Source organism: Anaerostipes butyraticus, from assembly GCF_016586355.1.
In the GTDB taxonomy this organism is placed as follows: domain Bacteria; phylum Bacillota; class Clostridia; order Lachnospirales; family Lachnospiraceae; genus Anaerostipes; species Anaerostipes butyraticus.
Genome location: NZ_BLYI01000009.1, coordinates 40,410 through 64,082, shown reverse-complemented (window position 1 = coordinate 64,082; position 23,673 = coordinate 40,410). Strand labels below are relative to the sequence as shown.

General features: G+C 44.7%; 27 protein-coding genes. 26 read left to right on the top strand and 1 reads right to left on the bottom strand.

Going from position 1 to position 23,673, the window contains the following annotated elements:
• Nucleotide 1: 1 nt before the first annotated feature.
• The 14 genes from JMF81_RS02595 (at nt 2) to JMF81_RS02530 (ending at nt 12,175) form a co-directional block, all read left to right on the top strand.
• Nucleotides 2–709: an ATP-binding cassette domain-containing protein gene (locus JMF81_RS02595; protein WP_201309905.1), complete on the top strand. Its 708-nt coding sequence runs from the start codon at nt 2–4 to the stop codon at nt 707–709.
• Nucleotides 693–1,901 (top strand): hypothetical protein, encoded by a 1,209-nt coding sequence (locus JMF81_RS02590; RefSeq protein ID WP_201309904.1) that lies wholly within the window; start codon nt 693–695, stop codon nt 1,899–1,901. The genes JMF81_RS02595 and JMF81_RS02590 overlap by 17 nt, the downstream gene beginning before the upstream one ends.
• Nucleotides 1,902–2,081: 180 nt before the next feature.
• Nucleotides 2,082–2,777, top strand: coding sequence for a metallophosphoesterase family protein (locus JMF81_RS02585; protein ID WP_201309903.1), 696 nt, complete (start codon nt 2,082–2,084; stop codon nt 2,775–2,777).
• Between the two features lie 74 nt (nt 2,778–2,851).
• On the top strand, nt 2,852–3,079 hold the full coding sequence (locus JMF81_RS02580) for a hypothetical protein (protein WP_201309902.1): 228 nt from the start codon (nt 2,852–2,854) through the stop codon (nt 3,077–3,079).
• A gap of 78 nt (nt 3,080–3,157) precedes the next feature.
• Nucleotides 3,158–3,565 carry a (deoxy)nucleoside triphosphate pyrophosphohydrolase gene (locus JMF81_RS02575; RefSeq protein WP_201309901.1) on the top strand — a complete coding sequence of 136 codons (408 nt, stop codon included), beginning with the start codon at nt 3,158–3,160 and terminating at the stop codon, nt 3,563–3,565.
• A gap of 151 nt (nt 3,566–3,716) precedes the next feature.
• Nucleotides 3,717–4,082 carry a helix-turn-helix domain-containing protein gene (locus JMF81_RS02570; protein ID WP_201309900.1) on the top strand — a complete coding sequence of 122 codons (366 nt, stop codon included), beginning with the start codon at nt 3,717–3,719 and terminating at the stop codon, nt 4,080–4,082.
• A gap of 3 nt (nt 4,083–4,085) precedes the next feature.
• A complete protein-coding gene (locus tag JMF81_RS02565; RefSeq protein ID WP_201309899.1) occupies nt 4,086–4,889 on the top strand; it encodes an ImmA/IrrE family metallo-endopeptidase in 804 nt (267 codons plus the stop codon).
• On the top strand, nt 4,890–5,825 hold the full coding sequence (locus JMF81_RS02560) for a hypothetical protein (protein WP_201309898.1): 936 nt from the start codon (nt 4,890–4,892) through the stop codon (nt 5,823–5,825).
• A gap of 69 nt (nt 5,826–5,894) precedes the next feature.
• Entirely contained in the window at nt 5,895–7,607 is a 1,713-nt protein-coding gene (locus tag JMF81_RS02555) for a hypothetical protein (protein ID WP_201309897.1), read from the top strand.
• A gap of 112 nt (nt 7,608–7,719) precedes the next feature.
• Nucleotides 7,720–8,553 (top strand): histidinol-phosphatase HisJ family protein, encoded by an 834-nt coding sequence (locus JMF81_RS02550; protein WP_330611439.1) that lies wholly within the window; start codon nt 7,720–7,722, stop codon nt 8,551–8,553.
• A gap of 35 nt (nt 8,554–8,588) precedes the next feature.
• The gene (locus JMF81_RS02545) at nt 8,589–9,125 is read left to right on the top strand and encodes a hypothetical protein (protein WP_201309896.1); all 537 of its coding nucleotides are present in this window, start codon (nt 8,589–8,591) and stop codon (nt 9,123–9,125) included.
• A gap of 90 nt (nt 9,126–9,215) precedes the next feature.
• Nucleotides 9,216–10,067, top strand: a complete 852-nt coding sequence (locus tag JMF81_RS02540) for a NifB/NifX family molybdenum-iron cluster-binding protein (RefSeq protein WP_201309895.1) — start codon at nt 9,216–9,218, stop codon at nt 10,065–10,067.
• A gap of 6 nt (nt 10,068–10,073) precedes the next feature.
• Nucleotides 10,074–10,619: a histidine phosphatase family protein gene (locus JMF81_RS02535; protein WP_201309894.1), complete on the top strand. Its 546-nt coding sequence runs from the start codon at nt 10,074–10,076 to the stop codon at nt 10,617–10,619.
• A 146-nt stretch (nt 10,620–10,765) separates the two neighbouring features.
• Nucleotides 10,766–12,175: an MATE family efflux transporter gene (locus JMF81_RS02530; RefSeq protein WP_201309893.1), complete on the top strand. Its 1,410-nt coding sequence runs from the start codon at nt 10,766–10,768 to the stop codon at nt 12,173–12,175.
• Nucleotides 12,176–12,311: 136 nt separating this feature from the next.
• Here the strand turns inward: JMF81_RS02530 and JMF81_RS02525 are convergent, their stop codons facing one another.
• On the bottom strand, nt 12,312–13,676 hold the full coding sequence (locus JMF81_RS02525) for an MATE family efflux transporter (RefSeq protein WP_201309892.1): 1,365 nt from the start codon (nt 13,674–13,676) through the stop codon (nt 12,312–12,314).
• 221 nt (nt 13,677–13,897) lie between these two features.
• Here JMF81_RS02525 and JMF81_RS02520 point away from each other — a divergent pair, with 221 nt between their 5' ends.
• The 12 genes from JMF81_RS02520 to JMF81_RS02465 all read left to right on the top strand — a co-directional run bounded on the left by JMF81_RS02520 (nt 13,898) and on the right by JMF81_RS02465 (nt 23,666).
• Nucleotides 13,898–14,428: a PadR family transcriptional regulator gene (locus tag JMF81_RS02520; RefSeq protein ID WP_201309974.1), complete on the top strand. Its 531-nt coding sequence runs from the start codon at nt 13,898–13,900 to the stop codon at nt 14,426–14,428.
• A gap of 18 nt (nt 14,429–14,446) precedes the next feature.
• Nucleotides 14,447–14,605, top strand: coding sequence for a hypothetical protein (locus JMF81_RS02515; RefSeq protein ID WP_201309983.1), 159 nt, complete (start codon nt 14,447–14,449; stop codon nt 14,603–14,605).
• 326 nt (nt 14,606–14,931) lie between these two features.
• Entirely contained in the window at nt 14,932–15,453 is a 522-nt protein-coding gene (locus JMF81_RS02510; protein WP_201309891.1) for a nitroreductase, read from the top strand.
• A 59-nt stretch (nt 15,454–15,512) separates the two neighbouring features.
• On the top strand, nt 15,513–16,874 hold the full coding sequence (locus tag JMF81_RS02505; protein WP_201309890.1) for an MATE family efflux transporter: 1,362 nt from the start codon (nt 15,513–15,515) through the stop codon (nt 16,872–16,874).
• Nucleotides 16,874–18,277, top strand: a complete 1,404-nt coding sequence (locus tag JMF81_RS02500; RefSeq protein WP_201309889.1) for an MATE family efflux transporter — start codon at nt 16,874–16,876, stop codon at nt 18,275–18,277. Before JMF81_RS02505 ends, JMF81_RS02500 begins: the two co-directional genes overlap by 1 nt.
• A 66-nt stretch (nt 18,278–18,343) precedes the next feature.
• Entirely contained in the window at nt 18,344–18,766 is a 423-nt protein-coding gene (locus JMF81_RS02495) for a sigma-70 RNA polymerase sigma factor region 4 domain-containing protein (RefSeq protein WP_015573789.1), read from the top strand.
• Nucleotides 18,759–18,971 carry a helix-turn-helix domain-containing protein gene (locus JMF81_RS02490; protein WP_183776472.1) on the top strand — a complete coding sequence of 71 codons (213 nt, stop codon included), beginning with the start codon at nt 18,759–18,761 and terminating at the stop codon, nt 18,969–18,971. Before JMF81_RS02495 ends, JMF81_RS02490 begins: the two co-directional genes overlap by 8 nt.
• Nucleotides 18,972–19,588: 617 nt before the next feature.
• On the top strand, nt 19,589–19,987 hold the full coding sequence (locus JMF81_RS02485) for a plasmid mobilization protein (protein WP_201309888.1): 399 nt from the start codon (nt 19,589–19,591) through the stop codon (nt 19,985–19,987).
• Nucleotides 19,959–21,584 carry a relaxase/mobilization nuclease domain-containing protein gene (locus JMF81_RS02480; RefSeq protein ID WP_201309887.1) on the top strand — a complete coding sequence of 542 codons (1,626 nt, stop codon included), beginning with the start codon at nt 19,959–19,961 and terminating at the stop codon, nt 21,582–21,584. The genes JMF81_RS02485 and JMF81_RS02480 overlap by 29 nt, the downstream gene beginning before the upstream one ends.
• The gene (locus JMF81_RS02475) at nt 21,574–21,960 is read left to right on the top strand and encodes a cysteine-rich VLP domain-containing protein (protein WP_201309886.1); all 387 of its coding nucleotides are present in this window, start codon (nt 21,574–21,576) and stop codon (nt 21,958–21,960) included. The genes JMF81_RS02480 and JMF81_RS02475 overlap by 11 nt, the downstream gene beginning before the upstream one ends.
• 132 nt (nt 21,961–22,092) lie before the next feature.
• The gene (locus JMF81_RS02470; protein WP_456298319.1) at nt 22,093–22,827 is read left to right on the top strand and encodes a replication initiator protein A; all 735 of its coding nucleotides are present in this window, start codon (nt 22,093–22,095) and stop codon (nt 22,825–22,827) included.
• The gene (locus JMF81_RS02465; protein WP_201309884.1) at nt 22,824–23,666 is read left to right on the top strand and encodes an ATP-binding protein; all 843 of its coding nucleotides are present in this window, start codon (nt 22,824–22,826) and stop codon (nt 23,664–23,666) included. The genes JMF81_RS02470 and JMF81_RS02465 overlap by 4 nt, the downstream gene beginning before the upstream one ends.
• Nucleotides 23,667–23,673: the final 7 nt, after the last annotated feature.

Here is a 23,673-nt window from a genome sequence, read left to right as displayed (position 1 = left end):
TATGAAATGCCCTCTTCTGGAAATCAGAAACCTGAGTGCGTGGTATCAAAAAGACAGGAAGGTGTTATCAGAATTATCTTTAAAATTATATGAAAACGAGGTGACCGGGCTGATCGGATTAAATGGAGCAGGAAAGACAACATTTTTAAAGGTCCTGTCCGGTCTTCTGCCTTCGTATCGCTGTGAAGGCATCTGGTTTCATAATACACCTGTAAAACCGAGGGAAAGCAGCTTTAAAACATGCCGTTATACGGTATTTGCCGAAGACAATGCATTTCAATATTTTACATTCTGGGAGTACCTGTCTTATGTCTTTGGGGCTTATGGAAGAGAAATACCGGACGTAACAGATTTGATCCATGGCTTTCATTTTGAAAACCATGCGGAAACGCTGATCAAAGATCTTTCCACTGGCAGTCGAAAAAAAGTATTCCTGATCACGGCATTTGCTTTGAAACCCAGACTCCTGCTTCTGGATGAGCCGGTGGGAGCGCTGGATTTTCAAAGTACAGAATATCTGTATCAGCAGATTGCAGGCTATAAAAAATATGGAACTGTCCTATTTTCCTCTCACATACTGGAAAGCATCACGATGACCTCAGACCGTGTTTTTGTTCTGGAAGAAGGACGGATCCGGCAGACGTTTGAAAAGGAACAGATAGACGCCGCAAAAATCCGGGAGGCGCTGCGTTATGAAAATGATATTTAAATGTTACGCAAAAAAATTATTTGGAGCAAAATATGAGAGAGCCCTGCGGAATCTATTTGTGATTTTCATTTTATATTGGGGACTGCATCAGGCGGAAATCAGTATAACAATCGCTCCGTCTATCCTGTATTTTATGATAAGCTTTCTGACTGCCGGCGTTATGTGGCAGGTTCTGGCGGCGGAGGCCGAAGCTGCCCAGATGCAGAATATGATGATGCTTCCTCTGGACGGGAAAAAATTTGTTCTTGTCTATACCGCAGCCCTTGGTCTGTATACGATTTTTTCCAGAACCGCTGTTTTACTGGCGGTGATTTTGGCAGTGTCAGAACAGGAATGGCAGGAAATCATACACACGATTTTTTGTATGATAAACGCAGTACTGGTAACTGCAGTTATCTTTTCTCTTAAGAAATATCACGCTGCAGGTATTCTATGCGCCGCAGAGATAGCAGCGGTGATTTTTCTTGGATGGAACAAAAATTGGTTCATAGGTATGCTGCTGATGATTGGAGTTACAGCTCTGTCATTGCTGCAAAATACGGACGCCTATTCTTTTTACGGGCCGGAAGGGGAAAAGAAACGGACGCCGAAAACACATCGGCATGGTTCTGTGCGGTGCTATTTCCTTCGATATTTAAAAGATCACAAAAATTATCTGGCAAATACAGAAATCATGTGGTGCGCAGCCTGTATACTGCCGATGATCTTCAGACAAATGGAGAGTATGTTTGCTGTTCTGATCGGATTTGCTGTTTTAACACTTAATACACCAATTTGCATTTTATTGTCCTGTGATCGCTCTCTGGAACAAGCGGTTCGGTTCCTGCCGGGACAGAAGCAGGCGTTTTGTATTCCTTACTGCCTGTTTATTTTTTCATGCAATGTGACAGCAGACATGATCTTTCTCTGCAGCTGGCAGATTCAGGCAGGAGGGGCCACTGCATGGATGTTCATAACAGCTGTCTGCTTTTCGCTGCAAAGCGCCATATGCTCTGTTCTTCTGGAGTGGTTTTATCCCATCCGAAAATGGAAAACAGAGAGTGACTTGTGGCACCATCCACGGAAATATGTGGTACCGGGATTTATGATGCTGGCGGGAATGATTGGAACGATTCCTGAAGCGACGATTCTTTTTTTGATTTTGTTGGGAATAGAGATGATAAGTTTAGTGATATTATGGCGAAAAGCTTAGAAAATGATAAAAAGCAGGGAAATGAGATATAAAACTCCTTTTCCTGTTTTTTATACTGTTATAAATATGAAAAGTATAGTAAAATATATATTGAATGGATATTTGTGAGAAGTAAAAAATTAGGATGGCAGAGAAGAGCGAGTGTGTATGATATTATGATTTGTTGGAAAGGAGATTGACATGATTTATGTGACAGGAGATACACATGGAAAATTTCAACGGATTACTGATTTCTGTGAACATGAGAAAACAAGCTGTGAAGATATTATGATTATTTTAGGAGATGCAGGGATCAATTATAATGGATGGGTTTTAGATCGGGAAAAGAAAGAGCTTTTAAAGACTTTGCCAATTACATTGTTTTGTATTCATGGAAACCACGAACAGAGACCGGACACGATCGACAGTTATGCGGAAAAGAGATGGCACGGCGGCATTGTATATTGGGAGGAGGACTACCCGAATCTTTTATTTGCAAAAGATGGAGAAATATTTGATTTGGATGGGAAACAGACCATTGTGATTGGCGGAGCGTACAGTATTGATAAAATGATTCGAGTCATTTATGGATACGGATGGTGGGCGGATGAACAGCCATCCGATGAAATCAAGCGGTATGTGGAAGAACAATTGGAGAAAAGAAATTGGAAGATTGATGTGATCCTGAGCCATACAGTGCCTCTAAAGTATGAGCCGAGAGAAATGTTTATGACGGGAGTAGACCAGAGCAGTGTAGATAAATCCACAGAAGAATGGCTGGATTGGATAGAAGAAAAGCTGGAATATCAAAAATGGTACTGCGGACATTATCATACAGAAAAGAAAATAGGAAAAGTGGATATGAAGTATAAAGAGATTGAAAAATTTTTATTATGAGGTGAAATATATTGGAGAAAAATAAGAGAATATTTGGAAGAAGTTGAATGGATAAAAAAGGAAGGGCAGACAGCATGAAAAAGGAGAGATACAGTTTTTGTACAGAATGCCGGAAAGAATGTTTGTACACACTGCAAAAAATTGAGCGGCAATATGATATCAAAGGAAAGCAGTATAATATGGAGGTAACTATTGCTATATGTGAGAATTGTGGTGAAGAAATAAATATTCCGGGCATTATGGATCTTAGAGCAAAAGAGGTTGAGGAACAATATCGAAGAGCAGAGAACATTAGATATTAATTCTACAAAAAAATCAGACTGAAAAAAGGAAGATACAATGATTTAAGAAAAACTAATTGTTAAAGGAACTGGTATATAATGAAGACAATAAAAGTAGTGGCGGCAATTATTATACATAATGGAAGCGTATTTGCAACACAGCGCGGATACGGTGAATTTAAAGATGGATGGGAATTTCCAGGAGGAAAAGTAGAAGTCAATGAGTCCCTGGAAGATGCGCTGATCAGAGAAATTAAGGAGGAACTGGATACAGAAATCGAAGTAGGAGAATTATTGGATACCGTAGAATATGATTATCCTGATTTTCATTTGTCAATGGCATGTTTTATCTGTACTGTAAAATCAGGAGATTTAATTTTGAAAGAACACGAAGCAGCAAAATGGCTGAATCAAGATAATTTGGACAGTGTAGAATGGCTGCCGGCAGATCAGGGACTGATAGGAGAAATTCTGAGCTATCTAGATTCGACTAATTCCATTAAATGAGAATTTATATTATATTTCGCAAAATAGAAACAAATAAAAATAATTAGAACAATAACAAATCTCGTATAATAAGATTATAGTGTTGTATCGGAACCGAAAGTGTGTATAATATAAATTAGAGGTAGAAATGTAGAGAAAGGATGTGTACAGTATGACAAAATATATTAAGAATGTGAATGCTTATTTGTCACAGATGAAAATTAAACAGACGTATATTAGTTTAAAGACCGGGATAAATCAAAAAAAATTATCACGTATTCTGACAGGTGCACAGGATATAACCAGCATAGATATGGAGAAAATAGCGAGTGCTTTGGGACAAAAAGTTGAATTTTTTCTGAGTGATTCTTTTCAAATACCGGTAATTGATGAATATGGACCGGAAAAGATTGCTTTTTATGCAGGGAATCCCACAAAAAAGCAGGAGGAGCTGGCGCAAAAACTTGTCAAATTTGTAGAAAATATAGACGAGATTTTAAGCGCGGATTATCGGTTCTTGAATATATCGGAGGAGTAGCAGATGGATATAGAACGTTTAAGAAAAATAATGGAATATAGTAATTCACACAGAGATGAAATTGCATTAAAAGTAAGAAAGTTCTATGCATTTTCGGATATGAGCAGTGATACCGAAGTTATAAATATTATGCAGATTGCAAGATCGGCATTTCAAAAAAAGGGCTATCTGATTTTTGAAATGCCACTTTCAGATAAAGAAATAGGTGCACTTTGTTATAAGGGAGATGCTCTGGGGTATATTATGTTAAATTCGTCTTTGCCAAGAGTAAATATAAATTTTGCTGTGTGCCATGAGCTGTATCATGTATTTTATCAGGAAAATGAATTCGGATCTAAAGTAGAATTTGCAATCGATAAGTATTATGGGGAGGAAGAATTAGCGGCAAATTTGTTCGCTGGGATGCTTCTTATGCCGGAAGTAAGTTTTCGGTCTATGTATAAAAAATTTAAAGGTGAATCCGAAAATAGAGAGATGCATATATTGATTCGTTTAATGAACTACTATCAGGTGCCATATATGGCAGTTTTGATTCGATGTATTGAGTTGAATCTGCTGAATTCAGACATTTATTTGGATGATTTGCTCAATATAGATTATCAATGTATTAGAAGTGTATTCGCAGATCTTTGGCTGGATGAAAGTATACTGGATGCGACAAAAAAAGACGATTATGTCAGAATTCAGAAATTAGTAAATGACCTTGGGAACAGGTACATTGAAAATGATTATATTAATAAAAGAACGATGCAGAAAGTACTTCGGAATATGGAGAAACTTTATTTGGAGATAAAGGGGGAGTCATAAATGGCGGATGGCTATACAGATATACCTCAGAATATGTCGGCGATTGCTCCATACGTAACGGTGGACAGAAAAACAATTACAGAACAAATTTTAAATCATGAAAGATGTTTTTTCTATGATGCTTGTTCGTTTCAAAGACATGCGAATTTGAAACCGGGGGATGCGGAATATTTATTAAGATATATACGATTTAAGGATGGAGTTGTGATTATTACCAGATGTATTTTAATGGAACTGGCTGCCCGGAAGGGAGTATTGGATCAAAGATATGTAAAATATATAAAACACGTTAAAGATGCAGGCATTATGATTTTAATTATCTATGAAGAGGATTTGTTTTCAATCATGGAAACGTGTTTCAGTACTAACATAGTAATTAATCAATATTTATCCTGGGCAGTACGAATGGCAGCAGGACCAGTTAGTACAATTACAGAAATGCTGGAAGAGAACCAGATAATTTATAATCAGCTTATAAGGGGCAGGAATTTAAATCAAAAAAATGTCTATCAATGTTTTTTTAAAACAATGAGAGAAAAAAAGGAATCTGGAGATAATTTAGGAGAAGAACTGCTGGCAGTATGTCTGCATATTTTGTCTCATATACCGGGTGAAAAAGATGGGAAATTTTGTGTGATTACAGATGATAAAGGAGCGGCAAGTAAAATAGATTTACTTTTAAAAAAAACAGCAAAACAATATAAAGGAAAGAAAGTTATTATATTTAGCACACCAAAGTTTGTCCAGACTTTATATAGAGAAAATATTCTAAGAGAAAAAGATAAAATCGAGGCAATCCTGAAGACAGGAGTCAGTGGAAATATTAAAATATTGGGAATGAGAATTTTTGATTTGAGACGAAAAGAGATTTCTATGAGTGTTAGTGAACTTACAGACTATATTATGCAGCCTGATGGGATTCATATAATTTTTTGAAAAGACAATCCTGAAAGATTATCATAAATAGAGCGAACATAAAGTGTAGTTTCACAAAGGAAGAATAGCATGGATTTTAAAACCTATATTACAAAAGTAGAAGATCAATTAAATCAAATGTCAGAGAAACAGAAAACAGAGTGGATTTTTAATCAGGCAAGAACTGTGGAGGAGAAAGACAGAGAGAAATTTTTAAACCGATTATCTGGAAGGACAGATGTCTATGCAGAGAAAGGGTTGACGAAGGACAAATTGAAAAATTGGTTTCGGCAGGTAGATGAAGGAGAAATTTACTTCGGTATGGAAGAATATGAACAATATAACGAAGGAGAATGGACATGGGATCCGGATTGGGTCACAGAGTATTATGATATTTTTGATATCATTCCGATGCTCATAAAAGTAATCCGCTTGTCTCACCAGTTGATGCTGCAAAGAGAATATCGGGACTCCTTTGATATTTTGGATCGGGTTTATAGAATAGAATTTTACGCAGACTCGGAATATGGCGACGCCGAAAGAATATCCCTGATGGAATTGGCAGAAGAAAAATTAATTAATTTGAATTTTCGCAAAATATCTTTGAATTTATTATATTCTTGTTATCAGGTTCATTCCGGGCAAAGCCGCATCAGAAAAATTTATGAATATTTAACATGGGATGAATGTGCGGATATTAAGGTGACGGATATCTTTTCTTTCGGACCGGATCCAATCGAAGATGCAGATGATTTTATGAAAGAATGGAAGGATTTTCTGATGCATACCCCGGGAAATCGTGCGGCGAAACTGCTTATAGACGCCTGTATTTATCTTGGTGGAGAGGGAGAATTACTTCAAACAGCAGAAGAAAATTGTGAAACACATCCGTTGTTGTACCTGGAATGCTGCGAGAGAAAATATCAAAATTATAATTATGAGGGATGTATCACTGCCGCGGAAAAAGCATTAAAACAAATCGACAGGGAGAAAAGGATCAGGGGAGATATTGCGGATATTGCTGTGAAAGCAATCGAAAATATAAAAGATGAAAGACTGTTGAGTTACTTTTACAGAGAAGCTTTTTTTTCAGATCCTACCAGCAGGCATCTGCTGGCTTTGTTTCGATTGAATGATCATAAAATTACAGACTGGGCGCTGCAGAGAGTTCGCGGTTTAAAGATTGATTCAGATACCTGGAGACGTTATTCTAATTGGTCAGCTCCTGCTGATGAGCAGAAAGAGGCTTCCATAAATAATCAAGAGAAAAAAATAATTTATCGTTTTATGTTGGGAGATTATCGAAGTATTATAGAGAAATGCATGAACGATTCTGTCTATTTAGGCTGGACATCGGACATCAAAGGAGCAATCGTCCCTCTGTTATTACTCTATTTGAAAAAAGATGAAGAGACAAAAACGATTGCGGAACAAAGTGTGCTCAGCGATATGAAGTATAGAATGGGGTTTGCAGGTTCTGAAGGTGAAACGTTTTCTGATTATATTCGTGCATGGCGAATGTCTGAAAATATACCGGAGGAAGAAAAAGAAAAGTATATTCAATGGCTGAAAAAAGAGATAGACAGGCGGACAGAGCACGTTGTTGGCGGTGGATACCGCAAAAGTTATTTTAAAGCAGCAAAGCTGGTCGTTTTGCTGGGAGAGATTCTGGAAGAACGAGGCGAGGCGGACGGAATGAGAAAATTGATTGAATATTATAAGAAAAAGCATACCAGAAAGCGTGCATTCAAGAGTGAAATAGAGGAATTAGCGCAAAGAGGAATTTCCAGTGAGTCATGTTGACACAAGAATCATCCTGAAAGATTGTTATCATTTTCTGTTCATATCTGATAGTTTTTTCATATATTAGTACGCTATAATGATAACTGGAAAACAAAAATCAGGAAGGGGAATTATGATGTTAGCGGATTATCATGTACATACAGAATTTAGTGATGATTCTGTTTATCCAATGGAAGATGTCATTGAGGATGCCATTAAAATGGGACTGGACGAGATTTGCTTCACAGATCATGTGGATTATGGAATCAAACTGGACTGGAATTGTGGAAAAGAGATTCCGTATCGGGATGGAGAGCCTTTTGCCAATGTAGATTATCCGAAATATATGGAGAAAATCGACCGGATGAAGCAGCAGTATGGAGACAGAATCAAGATACGTACAGGACTGGAGTTTGGAATCCAGACCCATACGATTCCGGAATTTCAGGCGCTGTATGATCGTTATACCTATGATTTTATTATCTTATCCATTCATCAGGTGGAAGACAAAGAATTCTGGACCAAGGATTTTCAGAGAGGACGGACACAAAAAGAATACAATGAAAGATACTATGCGGAAATGCTGGAAGTTATCAAGAAATATAAAGATTACAGTGTCCTTGGGCACATGGATCTGATTGCACGTTATGACGAAGCCGGTGTGTATCCATTTGAAAAGATTAAGCCGATGGTGGAAGAAATATTAAAACAGGTCATTGCGGACGGCAAAGGAATCGAAGTGAATACTTCATCTCACCGGTACGGTCTGACTGATACCATGCCGTCAAAACATATTTTGAAGTTATATAGAGAATTGGGCGGTGAAATCATAACCATTGGCAGCGACAGCCATAAACCGGAACATCTGGGAGCCTACATAGAAGAAACAAAAGAAATGCTGAAGGAGCTGGGATATCAGAAATTCTGTACATTCGAAAATATGAAACCGGTATTTCATAAATTATAGTTGACCTCATTCCAGTAAACCAAAGGGGATGAAATATGGACATTCTGGAAGCGAAAGCATTTTTTAAAGAATACAATGGTCTGGAATTTCATATGTGTCATGACGACACCAGAAAGTATCAGGAATATCGGTCACTTCATATTACAGAAATTTCGAAAAATCGCTGGCGCCGTGAGATAATCAAAGAAATCTTTGTGCAGTTGGAGAAAGAGAGCGATCAGACAGAATACGGGGTTTTGATTGGAAATCTGATTGAGGTTCTGCAGAAGATCAGAGATCCGATCGAAGATGATAGTATACATATGATTTCTTGCCTGCAGGGAGCCAGTCATTTGGATGAAAAAAATAAAATCCAGATTTTAGAGCATATGGCCGGGCATGGTCAGGGAACAAACGATGGTGGAATTTATTTGGTGTGTACAAGGAGCAGAAAGGAAGAAGAACTGCGGCAGCTGCTGGAGCCAATGGGCCGGTTTGCGTGTTCTTCGGGAAATCAGGAAAGATATCACCGGGCACTGCAGAAAATAAAAAAGGCTTTTCAGGATGGCAGGCAGAAGAGAACAGATATTTGAAATTCTCCTTTATAATGTTTTCGTTTCGTTGTATAATCTTATCAGACACGGCTTAACTGCGGTGTAAATATAACAATAGGAGTATGTAAAATGAAGATAGCAGTAGCATATGATAATGGAAATATTTTTCAGCATTTTGGAAGAACAGAATCTTTTAAATTGTATGAAATTGAAGATAACACAGTGATTTCCAGTAAAGTGATCGGATCTAACGGTATTGGCCATGGAGCCTTAGCCGGACTTCTGGCAGAACAGGATGTTGATGTACTGATCTGCGGCGGTATTGGTGAGGGCGCTCAGTCTGCTTTGACCAAAGCAGGGGTTGAACTGTGTTCCGGAGCAGAAGGAAATGCAGATGAAGCAGTGGAAGCTTATTTAAAAGGTGAACTGATTTCCACAGGAGCAAATTGTGATCATCATCACGAAGAAGGACACAGCTGCGGAGATCACGGTGAAGGCCATTCCTGCGGCGGCAGCTGCGGAGGCGGATGCGGAGCCCATCAGCCTGCGTTTACCGGACGTAATGTAGGAAAAACCTGCAGGACCCATTACAAAGGTACATTTAATGACGGAACTCAGTTTGATTCTTCTTATGACCGCGGAGAACCATTGGAATTTATCTGCGGAGCAGGACAGATGATTCAGGGATTTGACAAAGCAGTAGCAGATCTGGAAGTGGGACAGGTAGTGAATGTTCATCTGATGCCGGAAGAAGCTTATGGTATGCCGGATCCAAACGCGATCATTCCAATGAAGATCGAACAGCTTCCGGGATCTGAAGATCTGGAAGTGGGACAGCAGGTTTATCTGTATAATCAGTTAGGACAGCCGGTTCCTGTGAAAGTCATCGAAAAGGATGAAACCAATATTACATTTGATGCAAATCATGAGATGGCAGGAAAAGAACTGAACTTCCAGATCGAGCTTGTTGAGGTGAAATAAGCCGGTATGGGATGTGTATATTTTGTTCGTCACGGACAGACCGTGTGGAACGTTGAAAATAAAATCTGCGGCGCCACAGATATTGAGCTGACAGAATATGGTCATCAGCAGGCAGTAGAAACGGGAAAGAAGATCCTTGAAGCAGGAATTCAGGCGGATGAAATCCTGTATTCTCCGCTGGTGCGCGCGGCAGAAACAGCCCGGCATATCTCTGAGATTACCGGAATTCCGGCCCGGGTGGAGCCTCGTCTGAAAGAACAAAACTTCGGAAAATGGGAATCTACCGCCAGAGATGGTGAGGAATTTAAGAAAGCAAAAGAAGACTTCTGCAGCCGGTATGAAGGCGGAGAGTCCATGCTCCATCTTGCCCAGAGAATTTATAATCTGCTGGATGAGATCAAGGAAGAATCTGGGGAGAAAACCTATATTCTGGTTGCTCACAATGGGATTGCCAGAGTGGTGCAATCTTATTTTTACGAGATGACCAATGCGGAATTTGCGGCATTTGGCGTAAAAAACTGCGAAGTTCTTAAATATGAATTTGAATCATGAAACAAAAAGTCAGTGAAGAATTACAGTGGGGAAGATACTGTGCCTTCGCTGGCTTTTCCTATGACACGACATGATATTCCAAATTAACGGAGTATCCATAAAAATGAAAAGTAAAACGATAACATATGAGAAAAGGAGAGATTTCCGTGCAAAATGACATATACACAGCGGAGCTGATGGAGAAAAATTCTATCAGGAAGCTGATTTTCAGGCTGGGGATTCCGGCCATGTTTGGCCAGTTTTTCAATTTGCTTTACAGTATTGTTGACCGGATTTTTGTAGGACAGATTCCGGGGACGGGAGAAACGGCCCTTGCAAGTATTGGAATATGTGCCCCGGCACTGACTGCGGTTACGGCATTCGCGTATATGGTGGGAATTGGCGGTGCGTCCTGCATGAGTATCAGTCTGGGACAGAAAAACCAGGAACGGGCAAAACAAACGCTTGGCAGCGCAGTGACTTTGCTTTTAGGTATATCTGTTCTGCTTACGGTGATTTTGCTGCTGATTAGAAAGCCGCTGCTTTATACTATGGGGTGCAGTGATGCAATGTATCCATATGCCGAAACTTATTTTACAATTTATATTCTGGGTACGATCGCTTCCCTGCTGGGAGTGGGACTGAACCAGTTTCTTTTGGCACAAGGATTTTCAAAACAGGGAATGGTGTCTGTGATGATTGGGGCACTGGTTAATGTGATTCTGGATCCGATCCTGATTTTCGGATGCGGCATGGGAATTGCAGGAGCTGCCGCGGCAACTGTTTTCTCTCAGTGCTGTATGGCAGTGTATGTAATCTGGCAGCTTTGCGGCGATAAGATACCGGTACGCTTGAACTTTGATAACATAAATTTAAAACTCTGGAGGCAGATTATATCTATCGGATCCATGTCCTTTTTAATCACGATTCTGGACAATCTGATTATTATTCTGCTGAATATGGCGCTCCGAAGGTACGGAGGCCCTGTCAGGGGAGATCAGCTGATTACCTGTGCAACCATCATACAAAGCTTTATGACCATTGTATTCTGCCCGGCGCAGGGGATTGCGTCCGGATGCGGTACAATCTTTAGTTATCATTATGGAGCCAGACATTATGAAAAAATTCTGCACGGATTGATTGGTGTATTTCTGCTCTGCGGCGTGTATATCGGACTGCTGCAGATTGCGGTGCAGGCATTTCCGGAAGTGTTTGTCAGAATGTTTCTGAAGAATGACAGTCTGTGCCAGCTGGCGTCTTCCAGCATCCGGATGTATACTATGGCACTTTTGGGAGTTGCGGTACAGTATGCATTGGTAGATGGTTTAACCGCCATGGGAAAGATCCGGTTCGCATTTCCGATGTCTGTTTTCAGGAAAATTGTTTATATTATCTGTATTTTTGCTTTGCCGTATATTGCAGATATCCGTTTTATTTTTTATGCGGGAACCATATCAGATGCGATTGGTGCTCTGTTTAGTATTGTTTCCTTTATTTGCATAGCGAACCCGGGATTAAAAAAGGAACTGAAAGGTTCCGGATGGAAGAAGAGCAGGGAAGATGAGGTTTTGGGTTAATAAAAGACAAGATATAAAAGAATATGGCAGCAGGCGGGAATAAAATTGGGATTTTAGGAACAGCGAAATTTTTAAAGAAGTGCAGCTCATACAACAGTGTTTGTATGGGCTGCAAATGTTTAGATTAGAATTAAATTCAATGGTTTGAGGCCTGCTCTTCTCCTGATAATCTGCGATGGAGAGTAAACGCCATAAATACAGTTACAATAGCAGAAAGGACGTCAGCAGCCGGCTGAGCATATAAGATCCCATTTAATCCGAAAATCCCAGGCAGGAGCAGGATCACAGGAACGAAACAGATTCCCTGGCGGCAGGCGCCGAGAACAAAACCAGCGGTTCCTTTTCCCAAAGCTAAAAACAGAGAAGAATAAACGGTATAAAAACCAAACAGAAAAAATGAAAAACCATTGGCTGCAAGAGACTTCTGACCGAATAAAATCATTTCTTTATTCCCATTGGCAAATTGTGCAATAATCTGAGCAGAAAATATAATCATGAACAAGCCCGCGATGATACAAAAAGCGGTGGACCATAGAATTGATATCTTGGCAGACTGCCGCAGCCTTTGGAAATTTTCTGCGCCGTAACTAAAGCCCGCAATAGGCTGAAAACCTTTTAAAAAGCCAAAAACGATTAAGGTTCCCATGGAGGTGATTCTTGTTACGGCTCCCATTCCGGCGATAATAGAATCTCCATAAGCGGATGAAGCACGATTAATAAGTGCAATCGAGAGGCTGGTGAGAAGCTGAAACACTAAAGTCGGAATCCCTATTTTTAAAACTTCTATATAAATCTGTCCGGATGGAGAGAAGTTTTTTATGGCAAATGTGAAAGCACTCTTCTTTTTCAGAATATATGACAGGTAAATGGCTGTGGAAATAAACTGCGAAATTGCAGTGGCGATTGCCGCACCGGCTACTCCCATGTGAAAAGCATAGATAAAAAGAGGGTCTAAGCCTATGTTGATGACGGCACCTGAAAGCAGTGCAAACATGGTTGTTTTAGCTGCGCCTTCACTTGCTGCAATATTGTTCATTGTGACATTGAATACATTAAAAATGCAGGAAAGTATGTAAATACGGGCATAAACCAGCGCATATGGCATGATGGTTTCCGTAGCGCCCAGCAAGGTTAAAATGGGTTTGAGGAAAATGGCTGCAATCATAATGAAAACTGCTCCAATAAAAACGCTGCTGTAAAGCGCTGTACTGGCTGCTATATCGGCAGCTTTTTTATTTCCACAGCCCAGTAAACGGGAAAGATAGGAAGCTGCTCCATTTCCAAACATTAATCCCAGGCCAACGACTGCCTGTCCAATAGGAAAAACAATAGAGATTGCTCCCATTTGCTGTTCGCCTAAGCCGCCGACAAAATATGCGTCTGCCAGATTATAGAAGGCATTGATCAGCATACCGATCATAATCGGTATACCAAGAGAAACAAGTGCTTTAGAAACAGGTGCGTTCCCAAGCAGTTCTAATTTTGAGTTTTGTTCATTCATTGCATTATGACTCCTTTCATAAATAAAGTAATTTATAGTAGTATAAAATATAGTGAATTGCTCTGAGAATAGTACTATAAAATATAGTATATGTCAAGAGGAGAAGGATATTTCTTGACAGAAAATAGAAAATAAAATACTATAAATTATAATAATTAAGATTTCTTAAATGCTATAATTTATAGCAGTTAAAACTTATGAAGTACGGAAAGGCAGGAAAAATGGCAACGATTGATTTGATTGTGTTAGGGATGCTGAAAAAGGAGCCCATGAGTGCATATGATATTCAAAAATTAGTGGAATATCGGAATATATCAAAGTGGGTGAAAATCAGTACACCTTCAATTTATAAAAAAACAATACAGCTGGAAAAAAAAGGACTGATTCAGGGAACTACTGTGAAAGCAGGGAATATGCCCGAAAAAACAATTTATTCTTTAACGGATGAAGGAAAGCAGGAATTTGAAAATCTTATGATGGAAATATCTGCAAAACCGATTCATATTTTTTTGGACTTTAATGCGGTTGTTGTCAATTTGGACAGCCTGCCTCTGGAAAAGCAGAAAAGGTGTATCTCTTTAATAGAAGAAAATATAAAAGAATTGAAAGGTTATCTGGAACAGAATCTGCGGGAAAAGGAAAATGCTGCCGAAATTCCTGAAACAGGCATGGCTGTTTTACGGCAGCAGTATGTTCTGGCAGAAACGATTGAAAAATGGATTGATTCGGTCAAAAATGGATTTTTGGATTGAAATTTGAAGAGAAAGAAAATGAGAGAGATAAGGAGAAGTGTTAACATGATAAAAATACTATTCATCTGCCACGGCAATATCTCGAAAAGTCCTGAAAAAGCCTGTAAAATCAGTGGTTCTTTGGAGCAGAAGGGCGCTTACTACACCACTACTACACCATTTTTGAAAGAACCTTGATGTGACAAGTTTCGATATATAAGAACGCAAGCGGCGATATTCCAGAATAGGAGTATCGCCGCTTGCTACATGTAGGTAAGTATGTTCCTTGAGCAAATGCTCATGTGCCATAAAGTAACACAAAAAAACAACAGACAGCCGCCACAATTCCGTAATGATTGATGCTTGACAGTCTCCTGAAAGATCGCTATAATAATAGACGTAAAATTTGAGTGGACTTTTCCGGATTCGGTCATCTTTTTGCCACACAACTGTCTTATGATAGTTGTGTGGCTTTTTTGTTGCCTGCATCTCGGAAATGTTGACAGAATGGAGGATGATTTTTTATGGAAAACAACTTCTTATCTCTGATCAAGACGCGCCGTAGTGTACGGGCTTACAAACCGCAACCTGTCCCTTCCGAGGCGTTGGACGCTGTACTGGAAGCCGGGACTTATGCACCTACCGGCGGAGGACGTCAATCCCCTACCATCATTGCAATCACAGACCCCAAATACCGGCAGGAAATCGCCAGGTTAAACGCAGAAGTGATGGGGAACAATACAGACCCTTATTATGGCGCGCCTGTCGTGATTTTGGTTCTGGCAGATGGCTCCGCAAACACCTTTGTAGAGGATGGAAGCTGCGTCCTTGAAAATATGATGCTCGCCGCCCATGCTCTTGGGCTGGGAACCGTATGGGTACATCGGGAACGTGAGATTTTCGACAGTGAAAGCGGTAAGGCTCTCCTGCGGGAGTGGAAGCTGCCGGAAACCTTGCATGGCGTCGGAGCGATTGCATTGGGTTATCCAGCTAAGGAAGCCGGTCAGCCCGCAGCACGCAAACAAAACTATATTGTTCGGATTTAATAACCTGCTGTCCGGCGCAATTTTTTTGCGCCGGACACTTTGTGGAGAGGAGGGAAAGTATGCAGACCAATAATAAAATGGCGGTCGCCCCTGTTGGAAAGCTCATCTGGCAAATGTCGATACCGCCGCTTATTTCCATGTTCCTGCAATATTCCTATAACCTGATAGACAGCGCGTTTGTGGCGCGGCTGAGTGAGAATGCGCTGACCGCTGTTTCTCTGTCATTCCCGATTACAACACTGATGAATGCGGCGTCTATCTGGATCGGTGTGGGCGTGAATGTACTGATTGCAGGGTATCTTGGGCAGAAAAAGCAGGACGAGGCAAATACCACCGTCACGCATGGATTGTTACTGGCCTTTGGAATTGGTGCTTTGCTCAATCTTCTGTCCTTGCTGATTATGAAACCCTATTTTCGGACGTTTACCAATAATGAAGAAATTTATCAGCTGAGCATCGCCTATATGAGTGTGTGTTCGTTCATGCAAATTCCCAATATGGTGCATATCGCCATCCAGAAGATGATACAGGCCACCGGGAACATGATTGCTCCCATGTGGTTTCAGATTGCGGGCGTGGTGGTCAATTTTGTATTCGATCCCATCCTGATTTTTGGTATTGGCATTTTCCCGGCTATGGGAATCCGCGGCGCTGCGGTAGCTACCGTTGCGGGCTATCTGCTGTCCATGATTTTGGCGTTTGCTTTGCTGCTGGGCAAAAAGCAGAAGGTGCAGGTAAAAATCAAAGGCTTTCATTTGCAAAAGCAGATGATCCGCCGTATTTTTGCCTTTGGCCTGCCATCTTTTATTATGAACGCCCTCAGTTCGTTTATGGTGACCTTCGTCAATCTGTTTCTGGTGGCGTATTCCGATACGGCGATCGCTTTCTTCGGTGCATATTTTAAGGTGCAGCAGCTGATCGTTATGACGGTAAACGGCTTGATCCAGGGTTGTTTACCAGTTATGCGGTTTAACTACGGTGCGGGGAACCGCGAAAGGCTGCATTCCGCTTTCCGGTACGGAACCGCTTTGGTCACTGGCATGATGATACTGGGAACGTTGGCTGTCATCCTCTTTCCGGCGCAGATTTTGGGATTGTTCACGGCGTCGGAAGCCATGCGCTCCTTTGGAATCTCCGCTATGCGGATTATGGCGGCAAGCTATCTGTTCTGCGGCCTCTCTACCATGATTTCCACCTATTTTCAGGCCACAGAAAAAGTTGGCTCCAGCATGGCAATCCAATTATGCAGACAGATGTTTTTCCTTGTTCCATCCCTATGGTGTCTGGACAAATTGTTCCATCTGAACGGGATCTGGCTTGCATTTCCGGTTGCTGAAACTGCCACTTTGCTCGTTGCTCTTGTGATAATGGCATGGCATCGCTCAAAAATATCTCATAACATGTTCCAGGGAGGAAAATAATGAACGACACTTTCATGAAAGAGAAACCGATATTACCGCTGATTTTATCCATGTCATTGCCTATGGTATTATCCATGCTGGTTAATTCCCTCTACAATATTGTAGACAGTTTTTTCGTCGCGCAGATCAGCGAGGAAGCGATGACGGCATTATCATTGGTTTACCCGATTCAAAATTTTATCAATGCTGCCGGAATTGGATTTGGCGTTGGGATCAATGCAGTGATCGCTTTCTATCTGGGCGCGGGGGATCATGAAAAAACGGATCAGGCCGCCACGCAGGGACTTGTGCTTGCCGTGATTCATGGCGTTGTTATGACAGTCTGCTGTATCGCCATCATGCCGGTTTTCCTGCGGATGTTCACTTCATCCGAAGCGGTCATTGAACTTGGCGTCCGCTATTCTATCGTTGCGTTCGCCTTTACGCTCATTGTTACCGTCAGCATGGCGTTTGAGAAATTGTTCCAGGCAGTAGGAAACATGAAGACAACCATGATCAGCCTGATGTGCGGGTGCATCACAAACATCGTCTTAGACCCCGTTCTGATTTTTGGCTATGGCCCATTCCCGGAAATGGGAATTGAAGGCGCTGCGCTGGCAACCGGCATCGGACAGGCTCTGACACTGGCGATTTACCTTGTAGTCTATCTTTTGCGGCCAATTCGCGTGCATATCCGCAGGCAGTACATTTTGCCCAGCAAAAAGATGGTCATCAAGCTGTATTCTATCGGCATTCCCGCAACCCTGAATCTTGCACTTCCGTCTCTTTTGATTTCGGCGCTCAATGCGATTTTAGCGGCCTATTCCGAAGTGTATATTCTGGTTTTGGGGATCTATTACAAATTGCAGACCTTCATCTATCTTCCGGCGAATGGCATTGTGCAGGGGATGCGCCCCCTGATCGGCTATAACTACGGTGCAGGGGAGCACAAACGAGTCAGCCAGATTTATCAGATTGTTTTGTGCATGAGCGGTATCATTATGGTGCTTGGAACCGCGATATGTCTGCTGATCCCCGGCCAGCTGATAGGGCTGTTTACCCACACGGAAGCGACGATCCAGGCCGGGGAAACTGCCTTGCGCATCATCGGGGCCGGATTTATCGTCTCGGCGGTTTCTGTTACTTCTTCCGGCGCATTGGAGGGGCTGGGGAAAGGCACGCCCTCCTTACTGATTTCTCTTTGCCGGTATGTACTGGTAATCATCCCGGCTGCGTTTTTACTCAGCAGGTTTCTCGGAGCGGTTGGCGTCTGGAATGCGTTTTGGATCACGGAAGTGATTACTGCGATCATATCCATTTACGTTTACCGCAAGGTAATAGCAAAGCCAGCCGAGCCAGTCAACGGTCAAGATGAACGACGCATACGCGCCGCCGTTGACAGCCCCGCCCGCCTTTGCAGATAGGCAATCAAGGGGCGACAGCAAGGAGTGCTGCCGCCCCACACTATTATTCAGAGAGGGGGAATTTCCATGACCGACTTTGAAGCCTATCAGGAGTACATCCAGCGCAAGCACAACGCCTTTTGTAAGGCAGTAATCCGCTATGCTGCCCGCGATAAGATTTTGCAGCTTCGCCGGAAATGGGAGCGGCAAATTTCCCTTGACTATCTGATGGACGAGAAGTTTGTCCAGTTTGCCGGGCCGGAGCCGGACGAGGAATACCCCTTTACCGTCTGCGGCCAGACCGTCCTGCTCTGTAACGCCGCTCTTGCCGCCGCGCTCTCCGCCCAGCCAAAGCAGACACAGGAAGTGATTTTGCGCTACTACTTCCTGCGCCAGCCGCAGCGAGTGATCGGCGCACATATCGGCCGGACGCGCAGCACAGCGGGGCGGCATATCCAGCTTGCCTTGCGGCGGCTGCGCGAGGAAATGGAGGCGTGCCGGTATGAGTAAGTTGCTCCCTTATGAAACAATCGTCAAAGCCCATGAGGGCGACCCGGAAGCCGTGAACGCCGTCCTGCGCCACTACGCCGGATATATCCGCTATTTCTCCAAAGTGAACGGACAGGTCAATGCCGAGGTGGAGGACTATGTGAAACAGCGACTAATTGACTGCCAATTCAAGTTCCGGTTTGACTATCCGCCGGACGAGCCATAAAAACTGAATACCTGCCGCCTACTGGCGGCCAGCGAAAGCAGTAAGTCTTGAAAAAGATTTGCTGCTTTTTTTGTTTGACCGGTTCTGTTTTCGGCCATTTTGACCCTTTCAAGTTGGAGTAGTAAGTGAGGGAGAAATTTTTGCCCCGGCGTTTGGCATTCTTGATTATTGTCCGTGGTAGAGGGCAAAGAGAAATTTTGAAAAATCCCCGTCCAGCGGGTAGCTGGCAGCCTTTCAAAAGTATCTTTGGCGAAAGGAAAAAAGACCGTCCGCAGCGGGCCGGAAGCCCCGCCCTGTCCGTTCTATGTGCGAAAGAACCAGACAGGGGCAGTCTGCGGCAGTTACAGAGCAAGTTTCTACCACGGTGCCAAAATCCGCAATTCTGCGGTTTTGCCCCTCGCGGGAAACTTGTTGGGGAGTGCCTTCCCCAAACCCTGCTATGGCGGCTTACGCCGCAAAAATATTTCCGCAACAGCTACCAAGTTTTTGGGGAAATTTGTCCGTTGTAAAGTGAGAGGATGTTTAGAGCCAGCCCGCCCACACAGAAAAAATTTCAAGCGTTCCCGGACAAACGCCGAGAAAATGTCCGTTGTAAAGTGAAGGGAGATTTACAGCCTATGACAAAGCGATATAACACGCCCCATCGCATCCGCGTTGTGAAAACCCGGCTGTCCGAAGATGAATACGCCGACTTCACAGCGCGGCTTGCGCCCTATGGTATCAGCCAGTCCGAATTTCTCCGGCAGGCGATACGGCGCACCACCATACGCCCCATTATCCATGTGTCGGCGGTCAATGACGAGCTGCTTTCCGCTGTCGGGAAACTCACAGCCGAGTATGGCAGGATCGGCGGCAACCTCAACCAGATAGCCCGGTATCTGAACGAGTACGGCGCACCCTACAATGCGTTGTCCGGCGAGGTACGCGCCGCCATAGCCGACCTTGCCGCCCTCAAGTATGAAGTCCTGGGGAAAGTAGGTGATGCGGTTGGCAACACTCAAGCATATCAACTCTAAAAATGCCGACTACGGAGCCGCCGAACAATACTTACTCTTTGAGCATGACGAGTTTACCATGAAGCCCGTCCTTGATGAAACCGGCAGGCTTATCCCCCGCGAGGACTACCGGCTGTCCACGCTGAACTGCGGCGGGGAGGATTTTGCCGTTGCGTGTATGCGGGCAAATCTCCGCTACGGGAAAAACCAGCGGCGGGAAGATGTGAAAAGCCACCACTATATCATCAGCTTTGACCCACGGGCCGGGCCGGACAACGGCTTGACCGTAGACCGGGCGCAGGAATTGGGGGAGCAATTCTGTAAAGAGCATTTCCCCGGCCACCAGGCCCTTGTATGCACTCACCCGGACGGCCATAACCACAGCGGCAATATCCATGTGCATATCGTTATCAATTCACTGCGGATAGAGGAAGTGCCGTTCCTGCCCTACATGGACAGGCCAGCCGACACGAAAGCCGGCTGCAAGCACCGCTGTACCGATGCGGCCTTGCGCTACTTCAAGTCCGAAGTCATGGAGATGTGCCACCGGGAGGGGCTTTACCAAATCGACCTCCTGAACGGCAGTAAGAACCGCGTGACCGACCGGGAGTATTGGGCGCAGAAAAAAGGACAGGCCGCGCTGGACAGGCAGAACGCCCCCATGATTGCAGGCGGTATCACGCCCCGGCAGACCAAGTTTGAAACGAACAAGGAAAAACTGCGGCAGACCATACGGAAAGCCCTTGCCACCGCCACCGGCTTTGACGAGTTTTCCTCTCTGCTGCTGCGGGAGGGCGTGGCCGTCAAGGAGAGCCGTGGTCGGCTGTCCTACCTCACGCCGGACAGGACAAAGCCCATTACCGCCCGGAAACTGGGCGACGATTTTGACCGCGCCGCTGTCCTTGCCGTTTTGGAGCGGAACGCCGCCAGAGCCACAGAAAAGGCCGCAGCCATACCCGAATATCCCCGGCATGGGAAAACCGGCATACAGCCCACAAAAGCCCCACAAACCGCCCCGAAACAGGACGGTGTGCAGCGGCTTGTGGACATTGAGCAGAAAAAGGCCGAGGGCAAGGGCAAAGGCTACGAGCATTGGGCGAAGATACACAACATCAAGCAGATGGCCAAGACGCTGAATGTGTACCAGCAGTACGGCTTCACTTCCCCGGAGCAGTTGGAAGCTGCTTTTGATACCGCCTATGAGGAAATGCGCCAGACCAGCGGCGAACTGAAAACGCTGGAAACGAAGCTGCAAGGGAAAAAGGAGTTGCAGCGACAGGTACTTGCCTACGCCAAGACCAAGCCCGCCCGCGACGGCCTGAAAGCGCAGAAATCCCCCAAAGCCCGCGAAGCATACCGGCAGGCGCATGAGAGCGATTTTATCATAGCCGATGCAGCCGCCCGGTATTTCAAGGCACATGGCATTACCAGGCTGCCCGCCCGGAAAGCGTTGCAGGACGAGATCGAGCAGCTTGTTTCCAAGAAATCCGGCCTGTATAACACCTACCACGAACAGAAACAGCGGTACACGGAGTTGCAGACCGTCAAGCGGAATATCGACCAGATTTTACGCCGGGAGGAACCCCGCCGCAGAAAGGAGCAGAGCCATGAGCGATAAGCTGCCCCGCATGGACTACCGCCAGCACCGGCGGGCGCGGCGGCTGGTGCATGAGTGCTGTAACTATGACGAGGGAAACTGCCTGCTGTTGGACGACGGGGAGCCTTGCGTGTGCGTCCAGAGCATTTCCCTTTCCCTCATGTGCCGCTGGTTCCGTGTGGCTGTCCTGCCCTTTGACGGGGAGCTGGCCGCAGCCCTCCTGTACCGGGGGAGCCAGAAACGGTGCGCCGTCTGCGGCGCGGCCTTTGTCCCCAAATCCAACCGGGGAAAATACTGCCCCGACTGCGCCGGACGCATGAAGAAAATCAAAGCCGCCGAGAGAAAGCGGAAACAAAGGCATAAATGTCACGCTTTAGAGCCTTTCAAACCCGCATAAATCAAGGCTTTTTTCGTGGGTGTCAAAGGGTGCGCGATACATTTATCCTTTTCCCCCGGAAACGCCGTCCTAATGCGTGACAAACTGCCAAAATCAACCCGAACACAGGGAGGTGATACTATCGCTGATTATATCATGACAGACACGCCGCTGCCTCTCTTTCTGCCTTATCCTCGTTTCCTGCTGAAAATGGAGATTTCCCAGACCGCCAAGCTGCTGTATTCGCTGCTGTTAGACCGCTCCACCCTCTCCCAGAAGAACAAGTGGCAGGACGACAAGGGCAGGATTTATATTATCTATCCCATCGCGGAGATAGCCGAAATACTGGATAAAGGCAGCACCACTATAAAGGGGGCGCTGAATGAACTGGACATGGCGGGGCTTTTGGAACGGGAACGGGGCGGCTTCTCCGCACCGAACCGGCTATATGTGAAAGTGCCGCGTGTGCCACAGGTACAGTTTTCCGACCAACTGATGGCCGGAAAACCGACCCTCATAGAGCCGGAAAACCGACCTACTGATGGTCAGAAAACCGACCTTATGATGGTCGGAAAACCGTCCCCTAACCAAACTACTATAAACAACCTTACAGAGAACCAAACAAAGGGAGTGAGTGGGGAGCCGCCCGCACCCTATGGCCGATATGGAAATATTTTTCTGTCACAGGCCGAATACGACGAGTTGCAGGCAGAGTACCCCGACCGGCTGGAACGGTTCATCGAGGAAATGAGCCGCTACCTTGCCGCCAGCGGGAAAAGCTACCAGAATTATGCCGCCGCCCTGCGAATATGGGCGGGGAACGACAAAAAGGGCGCCCCGAAAAAGGGCATCCCTGACTACTCATGCAAGGAGGGCGAGAGTTTATGAAGAACGAAATCAACGCTGTTTTGGAGAATATGACGGCTGCCACCCCGGAGCCGGAGGACTACACCGGCGAGGACGGTTTACTCTACTGCGGCAAGTGCCGCAAGCCGAAAGAAGCCTATTTTGCGCCGGACAAGGCCGCTATCTTTGGGCGCGACCGCCACCCGGCAGAGTGCGACTGCCAGAGAGCCGCCCGCGAGGAACGGGAGACCGCCGAGAAGCGGCGCAGGCACCTTGACACCGTAGAGGAACTGAAACGCCGGGGCTTTACCGACCCCACCATGCGGGACTGGACTTTTGAGAACGACAACGGCAGGAACCCGCAGACAGGGATTGCCCGCCGGTATGTGGAACACTGGGAGGATATGCGAACCGACAATATCGGCTGCCTGTTCTGGGGCGGCGTGGGAACCGGGAAAAGCTACCTTGCGGGCTGTATCGCAAACGCCCTCATGGAGAAAGAAATCCCCGTCCGCATGACAAACTTTGCCCTTATCCTCAATGACCTTGCCGCCAGCTTTGAGGGGCGCAACGAATACATTTCCCGCCTTTGCCGCTATCCGCTGCTTATCCTTGACGACTTCGGCATGGAGCGCGGCACCGAGTACGGTTTGGAGCAGGTTTTCAATGTGATTGACAGCCGTTACCGCAGCGGCAAGCCGCTGATCGTCACGACCAACCTCACGCTGGACGACCTGCGAAACCCGGAGGACACCGCCCATTCCCGGATTTATGACCGCCTGCTTTCCATGTGCGTCCCGGTGCGCTTCACCGGCGAGAATTTCCGGCAGGAAACCGCGCAGCGGAAAATGAAGAGCATGAAGAAACTGATTGCTGACTGAAAGGAGT

Bases quoted from the DNA above. Each gene is read 5' to 3' on its own strand.
- JMF81_RS02595 (WP_201309905.1), top strand. From the start codon at position 2: ATGAAATGCCCTCTTCTGGAAATCAGAAACCTGAGTGCGTGGTATCAA.
- JMF81_RS02590 (WP_201309904.1), top strand. From the start codon at position 693: ATGAAAATGATATTTAAATGTTACGCAAAAAAATTATTTGGAGCAAAA.
- JMF81_RS02585 (WP_201309903.1), top strand. From the start codon at position 2,082: ATGATTTATGTGACAGGAGATACACATGGAAAATTTCAACGGATTACT.
- JMF81_RS02580 (WP_201309902.1), top strand. From the start codon at position 2,852: ATGAAAAAGGAGAGATACAGTTTTTGTACAGAATGCCGGAAAGAATGT.
- JMF81_RS02575 (WP_201309901.1), top strand. From the start codon at position 3,158: ATGAAGACAATAAAAGTAGTGGCGGCAATTATTATACATAATGGAAGC.
- JMF81_RS02570 (WP_201309900.1), top strand. From the start codon at position 3,717: ATGACAAAATATATTAAGAATGTGAATGCTTATTTGTCACAGATGAAA.
- JMF81_RS02565 (WP_201309899.1), top strand. From the start codon at position 4,086: ATGGATATAGAACGTTTAAGAAAAATAATGGAATATAGTAATTCACAC.
- JMF81_RS02560 (WP_201309898.1), top strand. From the start codon at position 4,890: ATGGCGGATGGCTATACAGATATACCTCAGAATATGTCGGCGATTGCT.
- JMF81_RS02555 (WP_201309897.1), top strand. From the start codon at position 5,895: ATGGATTTTAAAACCTATATTACAAAAGTAGAAGATCAATTAAATCAA.
- JMF81_RS02550 (WP_330611439.1), top strand. From the start codon at position 7,720: ATGATGTTAGCGGATTATCATGTACATACAGAATTTAGTGATGATTCT.
- JMF81_RS02545 (WP_201309896.1), top strand. From the start codon at position 8,589: ATGGACATTCTGGAAGCGAAAGCATTTTTTAAAGAATACAATGGTCTG.
- JMF81_RS02540 (WP_201309895.1), top strand. From the start codon at position 9,216: ATGAAGATAGCAGTAGCATATGATAATGGAAATATTTTTCAGCATTTT.
- JMF81_RS02535 (WP_201309894.1), top strand. From the start codon at position 10,074: ATGGGATGTGTATATTTTGTTCGTCACGGACAGACCGTGTGGAACGTT.
- JMF81_RS02525 (WP_201309892.1), bottom strand. From the start codon at position 13,676: ATGAATGAACAAAACTCAAAATTAGAACTGCTTGGGAACGCACCTGTT.
- JMF81_RS02520 (WP_201309974.1), top strand. From the start codon at position 13,898: ATGGCAACGATTGATTTGATTGTGTTAGGGATGCTGAAAAAGGAGCCC.
- JMF81_RS02515 (WP_201309983.1), top strand. From the start codon at position 14,447: ATGAGAGAGATAAGGAGAAGTGTTAACATGATAAAAATACTATTCATC.
- JMF81_RS02510 (WP_201309891.1), top strand. From the start codon at position 14,932: ATGGAAAACAACTTCTTATCTCTGATCAAGACGCGCCGTAGTGTACGG.
- JMF81_RS02505 (WP_201309890.1), top strand. From the start codon at position 15,513: ATGCAGACCAATAATAAAATGGCGGTCGCCCCTGTTGGAAAGCTCATC.
- JMF81_RS02500 (WP_201309889.1), top strand. From the start codon at position 16,874: ATGAACGACACTTTCATGAAAGAGAAACCGATATTACCGCTGATTTTA.
- JMF81_RS02495 (WP_015573789.1), top strand. From the start codon at position 18,344: ATGACCGACTTTGAAGCCTATCAGGAGTACATCCAGCGCAAGCACAAC.
- JMF81_RS02490 (WP_183776472.1), top strand. From the start codon at position 18,759: ATGAGTAAGTTGCTCCCTTATGAAACAATCGTCAAAGCCCATGAGGGC.
- JMF81_RS02485 (WP_201309888.1), top strand. From the start codon at position 19,589: ATGACAAAGCGATATAACACGCCCCATCGCATCCGCGTTGTGAAAACC.
- JMF81_RS02475 (WP_201309886.1), top strand. From the start codon at position 21,574: ATGAGCGATAAGCTGCCCCGCATGGACTACCGCCAGCACCGGCGGGCG.
- JMF81_RS02465 (WP_201309884.1), top strand. From the start codon at position 22,824: ATGAAGAACGAAATCAACGCTGTTTTGGAGAATATGACGGCTGCCACC.